This window comes from Demequina sp. NBRC 110051 (assembly GCF_002090055.1).
GTDB lineage: Bacteria > Actinomycetota > Actinomycetes > Actinomycetales > Demequinaceae > Demequina.
In genome coordinates this window covers 24,259-31,943 of record NZ_BBRH01000023.1, presented here as the reverse complement: position 1 = coordinate 31,943, position 7,685 = coordinate 24,259, and the positions used below count along the sequence as shown (strand labels likewise).

General features: G+C 68.9%; 7 protein-coding genes. 3 read left to right on the top strand and 4 right to left on the bottom strand.

The genetic code is table 11. The annotated features are described in order from the left end of the window. The first annotated feature begins 36 nt into the window (after positions 1 to 36). A complete protein-coding gene (locus B7K20_RS12590) occupies positions 37 to 450 on the top strand; it encodes a hypothetical protein (protein ID WP_084102876.1) in 414 nt (137 codons plus the stop codon). Positions 451 to 457: 7 nt separating this feature from the next. On the opposite strand, the gene B7K20_RS12585 is transcribed toward B7K20_RS12590, so the two are convergent. Both B7K20_RS12585 and B7K20_RS12580 read right to left on the bottom strand, forming a co-directional pair. After that, a complete protein-coding gene (locus tag B7K20_RS12585; RefSeq protein WP_084102875.1) occupies positions 458 to 841 on the bottom strand; it encodes a phage holin family protein in 384 nt (127 codons plus the stop codon). 58 nt (positions 842 to 899) lie between these two features. After that, entirely contained in the window at positions 900 to 1,316 is a 417-nt protein-coding gene (locus B7K20_RS12580) for a carboxymuconolactone decarboxylase family protein (protein WP_159449414.1), read from the bottom strand. Positions 1,317 to 1,434: 118 nt separating this feature from the next. Between B7K20_RS12580 and valS the strand changes: the two genes are divergently transcribed. Both valS and B7K20_RS12570 read left to right on the top strand, forming a co-directional pair. After that, entirely contained in the window at positions 1,435 to 4,176 is a 2,742-nt protein-coding gene (valS, locus tag B7K20_RS12575; RefSeq protein ID WP_234985835.1) for a valine--tRNA ligase, read from the top strand. A 194-nt stretch (positions 4,177 to 4,370) separates the two neighbouring features. Further along, on the top strand, positions 4,371 to 5,291 hold the full coding sequence (locus B7K20_RS12570; RefSeq protein WP_084102874.1) for a DUF559 domain-containing protein: 921 nt from the start codon (positions 4,371 to 4,373) through the stop codon (positions 5,289 to 5,291). Between the two features lie 142 nt (positions 5,292 to 5,433). Here B7K20_RS12570 and clpX read toward each other — a convergent pair whose 3' ends face one another. Next, a complete protein-coding gene (gene clpX, locus B7K20_RS12565) occupies positions 5,434 to 6,693 on the bottom strand; it encodes an ATP-dependent Clp protease ATP-binding subunit ClpX (RefSeq protein WP_084102873.1) in 1,260 nt (419 codons plus the stop codon). Positions 6,694 to 6,972: 279 nt separating this feature from the next. Next, on the bottom strand, positions 6,973 to 7,674 hold the full coding sequence (locus B7K20_RS12560; RefSeq protein WP_234985836.1) for an ATP-dependent Clp protease proteolytic subunit: 702 nt from the start codon (positions 7,672 to 7,674) through the stop codon (positions 6,973 to 6,975). Between the last annotated feature and the right edge of the window lie 11 nt (positions 7,675 to 7,685).

The following is a 7,685-nucleotide window of genomic DNA, read 5'->3' as shown; positions in this document are numbered from 1 at the left end:
GCGCGAGGGCTCGCCGCCCGGCGTAGGGTGCTGAATATGAGCGACGCGGCTACCCGGATCGATGCCTTGGCGAAGATGGTCGATCAGGCACTCAGCGCAGCCTTTCGCGGCGTGCTGGCCGACCACTCGACCACCGTGGACGAGTTCGTGATGCTGGGCCTGCTGGTGAGGGCCGACGGCCCGCTGCCGTGGGACGCGCTCGAGGCGCGCATGCCGGGTGCACCCTCGGCGGCATCGCTCACGCACACCTGGACGGGCCTCGCCAATGGCGGGTGGACTCACGAGGACGACGGCATCTGCCTGGTGACCGACGAGGGCCGCACCGCCTACGAGGACCTCCACGCCCAAGTCGACGCGCTGCACGCGCGTGCGGTCGCGGGCATCGGCGACGCCGACTATGCGACGGCTGTCGCCGTGCTCACCCGCATGCTCGACAACCTGGGCGACTAAGCGACCGCTAGTCGCGGTTGCCCGCGCGCTCCTTGATGATGAACGTCAGCAGGATCCAGCCGGCGAGGGCCGAGGCGAGCCACACGATGAGCGCGCCCAGCAGCCAGGCGGTGACGCCGTCGATGGTGAGGCCGTCGCTGAAGAGCGTCGTGAGCCACAGCGCGACGATGGTCGAGATGAGCGCCACACCGCCCTGCAGGGCCTTGGCGTACTTGTGCGCCATCTTCAGGATGAACGGCGACAGCACGGCCTGCGCGACCACGAAGATCACGACCGCGGTGATGAAGCCGCTCAGTTGAGTGTCAAAGCCGTCCACGACGGCGTCGGCGACCCACAGGCCCACGACGGCGGCAACAAGGCTGGTCAGGACGTTCCACAGGAATCTCACCATGGGTCCGAAAGTACTCCTACCAGCGCTCTTTCGCATCAGAAAGTTCGCGACACGCGGGCTATTCGATGCCGCGCATGACCCTGTTCCAGGCGTGCGTGAGGGCGACGGTCTCGATAATCGCCCCCAGCTGCACCCGAGTGAAGTAGGGCGCGGCGGCCTCGCGGGCGCTCGCCTCAAGGCTGCGCGGCGCGTCGGTGAGGACCTCAGCCAGGCGCAGCGCCGCCGCGTCCCCCTCGCTCACGAGCCCCTCGCGCATCGCGTGCACCGGCCGCGCGAGCGCCGAGATGACCTCGGGCCGTACGCCCTGGGCGGTCAGCGCCTCGGAGTGCAATCGGATCGAGAACGTGCAGCCGTTGAGGTGGCTCACGCGCAGGCGGATCATCTCGCGCAGGCGCGGCTTGAGCTCCACGCCCACCTGGGCGTCGAAGTCCTCGAGCGCTTTCATGAACTCGGGACGGATCCTCGCCTCACTCACCCGAGCGACGCTACCAAGGCCCACCGACGTTGCTGGGGTGGCACGCGGAAGCCGGCCACGGCATCGGCCGTCCCCACGGATTGGGGTGGTACGCGTCTGTTCTGGAAGAATGATGGGCATGACTGCGCGTATCCCGGAGAAGGCCACCGTCGACGGACTCGAGGACCGCTGGAACTCCGCCTGGGAGGACCAGGGCACCTACCGCTTTGACGCGACCGTGGAGCGTCAGCAGGTGTACTCGATCGACACCCCGCCGCCCACCGTCTCCGGGTCCCTGCACGTGGGCCACGTGTTCTCCTACACGCACACGGACGTGGTGGCGCGCTTCAAGCGCATGAACGGCCGCGAGGTGTTCTACCCCATGGGATGGGACGACAACGGTCTGCCCACCGAGCGCCGCGTGCAGAACTACTTTGGCGTGCGCTGCGACCCCACGCTGCCGTACGTCGAGGGGTACGAGCCGCCGTTCGAGGGGGGCGAAGGTAAGTCGGTCAAGGCCGCCGACCAGCAGCCCATTTCGCGACGCAACTTCATCGAGCTGTGCGAGCGCCTCACCGAGGAGGACGAGCAGCAGTTCGAGCACCTGTGGCGCCGCCTGGGCCTGTCCGTCGACTGGTCGCGCACCTACCAGACCATCTCCCCGTCCTCGCAGGCCGTGGCGCAGCAGGCGTTCCTGCGCTCGCTGAAGCGCGGCGAGGCATACCAGGCCGAGGCCCCCACGCTGTGGGACGTGACGTTCCGCACCGCCGTCGCGCAGGCCGAGCTCGAGGACCGCGAGCGTCCCGGCGCGTATCACCGCCTGGCCTTCGAGCCCGCCGGTGACATGGAGGAGGCCACCGGATCGTTCGAGTCCGTGTGGATCGAGACCACCCGTCCCGAGCTGCTCGCCGCGTGTGTGGCGCTCGTGGCGCACCCCGATGACGAGCGGTACCAGGGCCTGTTCGGCAAGCACGTGCGCACGCCGCTGTTCGGCGTCGAGGTGCCCGTGGTGCCCCACCGCCTGGCGCAGCCCGACAAGGGCTCCGGCATCGCCATGATCTGTACGTTCGGCGACGTCACCGACGTGATCTGGTGGCGCGAGCTGAACCTGCCCATGCGCTCCATCCTGGGCCGCGACGGCCGCGTGCTCACCGAGGCCCCCGCGGGTCTCGAGTCCGAGGCCGCGCAGGCCGCCTACGCCGAGATCGCCGGCATGACCGTGTTCTCCGCCCAGAAGCGCATGGTCGAAATGCTGCGCGAGGCGGACCTCATGGATGGCGACCCCAAGCCCATCCAGCACCCCGTGAAGTTCTTCGAAAAGGGCGACAAGCCCCTCGAGATCGTCACGTCGCGCCAGTGGTACATCGCCAACGGCGGCCGCGACGCGCAGTTGCGCACGGCGCTGCTGGGCCGTGGCGAGGAGCTCGAGTTTGTGCCTTCGCACATGGGCAAGCGCTACGAGAACTGGGTCAACGGCCTCACGGGCGACTGGCTGATCTCGCGCCAGCGCTTCTTCGGTGTGCCGATCCCCGTCTGGTACCCATTGGACGCCGACGGCGAGATCGTGTGGGATTCCCCCATCCTGCCGTCCGAGGAGTCGCTGCCCGTGGACCCGTCGGCCGACGTCGCGCCCGGGTTCTCCGAGGACCAGCGTGACGTGCCCGGCGGCTTCACCGGCGAGAAGGACATCATGGACACGTGGGCAACGTCCTCGCTCACGCCCCAGATCGTGTGCGGCTGGCGCGACGACCCGGCACTGTTCGCCAAGACGTTCCCCATGGACCTGCGCCCCCAGGGCCAGGACATCATCCGCACGTGGCTGTTCTCGACCGTGGTGCGCTCGCACCTCGAGCACGGCGCCCTGCCGTGGAAGCACGCCGCGATCTCCGGCTGGATCCTCGACCCCGACCGCAAGAAGATGTCGAAGTCGAAGGGCAACGTCGTTACGCCGCTGGGCCTGCTTGAACAGCACGGCTCGGATGCCGTGCGGTACTGGGCAGCCTCGGCTCGCCTGGGCACGGACGCCGCGTTCGACGAGGGTCAGATGAAGATTGGCCGGCGCCTGGCCAACAAGGTGCTCAACGCCTCGAAGTTTGCGCTCGGTGCGACGGGTATTGCGACGGCGGCTAATTCCTCGCTGGATGAAGGCATCGCCGCGACCGCGCACGTGACGTCGCAGGCCGTGACCGAGCCGCTGGACCGCGCGCTCTTGGCCGCGTTGGCGGACGTGGTGGACGCCGCCACGACTGCTTTTGGCTCGTATGACCACACGCGTGCGCTCGAGCAGGCCGAGACCCTGTTCTGGACCTTCTGCGACGACTACGTGGAGCTCGTGAAGACGCGTGCCTACGACGGCGCGGCTCCCGGCGAGGACATCGACCCGCTCGCTGCGTGCTCTGCGGGCGCGGCTTCTGCGCGCGCCACGCTCGTCATCGCCCTGGACACGTTCCTGCGCCTGTTCGCGCCGTTCCTGCCGTTCGCCACGGAGGAGGTGTGGTCGTGGTTCCGCGAGGGCACAGTGCACCGGGCGCCGTGGCCTGAGGCCGCGCCGCTGCGCGAGCTAGCAGGTGCGGAGTCTCCCGCCCTGGTCGCCGCCGCCGGCGAGGCGCTCGCGACGCTGCGCAAGCTCAAGTCCGAGGCCAAGGTCTCGCAGCGCACCGAGCTCGTGTCCGTCGACCTGCTGGTACCCGAGGCGAAGGTGGCAGCCGTCCACTCGGCCCGCGGCGACCTCATGGCTGCCGGTCGCGTGCAGTCGCTGCAGATCGTGGACGCGGTCGCGGCGCTGGACGCCTCGGTGGACGGCGGCGACTCGGACGGCTCGTCTGAGGAGATCGCCGACCCCACCGTGATGCGCACGGAGAACGCCGTCCTGGCGCAGTAACCCCGCCCCCAGCGCCCCCAGCGCCCCCAGCGCCCCATGGGACACTCACCGTCGCTCTGAGCGAATCTGTGTGCCCTATGGGGCGCTCACCGTTTACGGCCACCGTTATCCCCACCTGGCCCCCACACCCTCACCTATCCCCAGGCTGGCTCAACGCGCCCACGACGAGCTCCGGCGGCGTCTACAAAGATCGCATGCGACCACTACGCGCGCTTCCTCAGTCCGCCGGCACGCTCGGCGAGACGGTCTCGCGGCGCCCGCATGCGTTCAGCTACCGCGAACTGGAGGCTCTCTCGACTGAGAGTGCAGTGCGATCTGCGCTTGCGCGAGGCGAGATCGTGCGCTTGCTACCGGATTGCTACGTCGCTGCCGAGCACGCCGACTCCTTCGCCGCCCGCGCGGATGCCGCGCTCACCTGGGCTGGTCCTCGCGCGTATCTCGGTGGAGCGAGCGCGCTGCACCTCTGGCAGGCCACCGATCCCCCACGCGCGCACATCGATGTGTGCGTTCCCCATGCTGACCGTCCCCGCGGGCCGGCCTGGGTCAAGGTGCGACGACTCAGCTACGACGTCGAGACCAGGTCGATCGGCCGCCTGCGAGTTGCGACGCCGGCGTTCGCGCTCGTGCAGGGGTACGGAGACCTTCCGCGCACCGCCCGCGCCGCAGCGGTGTACCGCCTCCTCCACGACGGCGTCTCGGCGGACGAACTCGACTTCGCGCTCGGCTCGGTACCACGGGTGCGCGAGCGACGAGAGCTCACTCGTCACATCAATGCTGCGCTCCAAGGAGCAGAGAGCTGGCTGGAGGAGGAAAGCCTCTGCTCCGTCTTCAACACGCGCGAGTTCGGGCGCCTGGTGCGCCAACACGTGATCCGCTGTGCGCACGGACGCTATCGACTCGACATGTACGACCCCATCACCCGCACCGCCATCGAACTCGACGGCGCCGCATGGCACGGTGCCCCCGACCAACGCGCGCGTGATCTCCAGCGCGACGCCGACCTGGCGGCGATGGGAATTCAGACGGTCCGGCTCACCTATCGCGACATCGTGGAGCGGCCGCAGTGGTGCCGCCAGGTCGTCCGCGAGGTGCTTGCGCGGCGATCACAACGCTGAGCGTCCCATAGCGCACACAAATCCTCTGGGAACGACGGTGGTTGTCCCATAGGGAACATCACGCGGGGCCGGATCACGCGGGGCGGGATCGCACGGGGCGCCGCGCACGAGGCGGGAGCGGGCGGGGCCGCGGGGCCATGCGCTAGGCCGCGCCCTCCTGGCGCTCCTCGCGGAAGATGTACGACGGCAGCACGCGGGACATCACGGTGTCCCGCGTCACGACCACGCGGCCGATGTCCTCGCGGCCCGGCACGTCGAACATGGTCTCCTGGAGGACCTCCTCCATGATCGCGCGCAGGCCGCGCGCACCGGTGCCACGCTCGAGCGCCTGCTCCGCGATGGCCTCCACGGCCTCGCGGTCGAACTCGAGCTCCACGCCGTCGATCTGGAACATGCGCTGGTACTGCTTGACCAGGGCGTTCTTGGGTTCGGTGAGGATCGACACCATCGCGTCCACGTCGAGCGGCGCTACCGTCGCGATGACCGGCATGCGGCCGATGAACTCGGGGATCAGGCCGAACTTGTGCAGGTCGGCCGGCGTGACCTGCGAGAACAGGTCGGAGTTGTCGGCCTCCTTCAACTGCGCGCCGAAGCCGATGCCCTTGCGACCCACGCGCGAGGAGATGATCTCCTCGAGCCCGGCGAACGCGCCGCCAAGGATGAACAGCACGTTCGTGGTGTCGATCTGGATGAACTCCTGGTGCGGGTGCTTGCGCCCGCCCTGCGGCGGCACCGACGCCTGCGCGCCCTCAAGGATCTTCAGCAGCGCCTGCTGCACGCCCTCGCCGGAGACGTCGCGGGTGATGGAGGGATTCTCGGCCTTGCGCGCGACCTTGTCGATCTCGTCAATGTAGATGATGCCGTGCTGGGCCTTGTCGACGTCGTAGTCGGCGGCCTGCAGGAGCTTCAGGAGGATGTTCTCGACGTCCTCACCCACGTAGCCCGCCTCGGTCAGCGCGGTGGCGTCGGCGATAGCGAAGGGCACGTTCAGCATGCGCGCAAGCGTCTGCGCGAGGTAGGTCTTACCCGTACCGGTGGGGCCGATGAACAGCACGTTCGACTTGGCGATGTCGACCTGGTCCTCGCCAGCCTTGGCGATGGTCTCCCCCGCGCGCACGCGCTTGTAGTGGTTGTACACGGCGACGGCGAGCGCGCGCTTGGCGGCGTCCTGGCCAATGATGTACTGGCCCAGGAAGTCGAAGATCTCGCGGGGCTTGGGAAGCTCGGTCAGCTCCGTCTCGGCAGCCTCGGCGAACTCCTCCTCGATGATCTCGTTGCACAGCTCGATGCACTCGTCGCAGATGTAGACGCCGGGCCCGGCGATCAGCTTGCGCACCTGCTTCTGCGTCTTGCCACAGAATGAGCACTTGAGCAGGTCGCCGCTGTCAGCCGGTCGAGTCATCGAGTTCTCCCTCCACGCGCCCCCAGGCCATCTCCGGGGACCGTACACATTCAGGCTACCCACGCCCACTGACACGTGCCGGGCGACGCGCCGCCCTACGCCACGGGCGGACAGCCACGTCCGGTCCATGCGAGGCGCCGATGCACCCCTCATCCAGCATTCGGTCTCGCCCGGGCAGGGGTTGGGTCCGGAGTGGCCGAAGCCGGGGCCGATGCCGCACGGACACAGCAAAGCGGCCGCCTCCCCGAGGGGAGACGGCCGCCGTGTGACGCGTGGGGCCTAGCCCTGAGCCTTCTCGATCGCGCGGTCCTCGGGGGCCACGGTGTCGACGCCCTTGCGGGACGCGAGCACCTGGTCCACCAGGCCGTAGTCGAGGGACTCGTTGGCTGACAGGAAGCGGTCGCGCTCGATGTCCTCGCGCACCTTCTCCGGGGTCTGGCCGGTGTGCTTGGCGAGCGTGTACTCGAGCCACTCACGCATGCGGATCATCTCTTCGGCGTAGATCTCGATGTCCGAGGCCTGCGCACGTGCGCCCTGCTCGATGCGGGGCTGGTGGATCATCACGCGAGCGTTGGGCAGCGCGAGGCGCTTGCCGGGCGAGCCCGCCGCGAGCAGCACCGCCGCCGCCGAGGCCGCCTGGCCCAGGCACACGGTCGACACCTGGGGCTTGATGTACTGCATGGTGTCGTAGATCGCGGTGAGCGCGGTCTGCGAGCCACCGGGCGAGTTGATGTACAGCGTGATGTCGCGGTCGGGGTCCTGGGACTCGAGCACGAGCAGCTGCGCCATCACGTCGTCCGCGGAGGCGTCATCGATCTGCACGCCGAGGAAGATGATGCGGTCCTCGAACAGCTTCGCGTAAGGGTCCTGACGCTTGAAGCCGTAGGCGGTGCGCTCCTCGAACGAGGGCAGGATGTAGCGCGACGAGGGGCCGGCCGGGGCCGCTCCCCCGAAGCCTGCGGTGCGGGCGCCGGCCTGCATGGCCTGGTAGA